Consider the following 544-nt stretch of genomic DNA (forward strand, 5'->3'; position numbering starts at 1 on the left):
AAAGTGTGAAGAAGATATCAAGAGTTCCGAAGAAATTTTTTTAGAACTTCCTTTTGGAGATAGACAAACTTGTATTTTTTGTATAGAAGATAGAAAAAAATGTATTGCTTTAGATAAATACTCTCGTGGTGATGATATAAACATAGTTAAAAAAGATTTAGAAGCACTTATGCTATTAAAAGAAAAAAATCGTTTAGAAACAGGATTTCGGTGTGGTAGTTATGGTGCAAATGCTATTGAACTTTGCGTTAGAGTATTATTAGATATGGATACTACTTGTTTGTTAGAATTAATAGAAGAAGATGAGAGAAAAAGAAGGGATATATTCAATAGGGATTGGTTTTTACATTTTATAGGTTCTAAGGGTAAGAATTTAAATTTAGAACGCAAATGTGCTTGCAAAGAACATGAACTGATTAAAGAATTTATAGCTACACAAGATATTGAGTTTTTACATCAATATATGAAAAAACATACAAGGTTAAGGGATCCTTTAGATACCTGGGATCTTGAAGGTGCTGCAATTGTAAAACTAATGAATTTG

At 29.2% G+C, this 544-nt stretch carries 1 protein-coding gene; it reads left to right on the top strand.

All coding sequences use genetic code 11. The features are described 5' to 3' along the window. Window positions 1-544 (top strand): hypothetical protein (locus tag ACOTVC_RS09035; RefSeq protein ID WP_421628407.1); only part of this gene is annotated, 544 nt, incomplete at both ends.

This window comes from Campylobacter sp. GB48, assembly GCF_049221845.1.
GTDB classification, from domain to species: Bacteria; Campylobacterota; Campylobacteria; order Campylobacterales; family Campylobacteraceae; genus Campylobacter_D; species Campylobacter_D lari_C.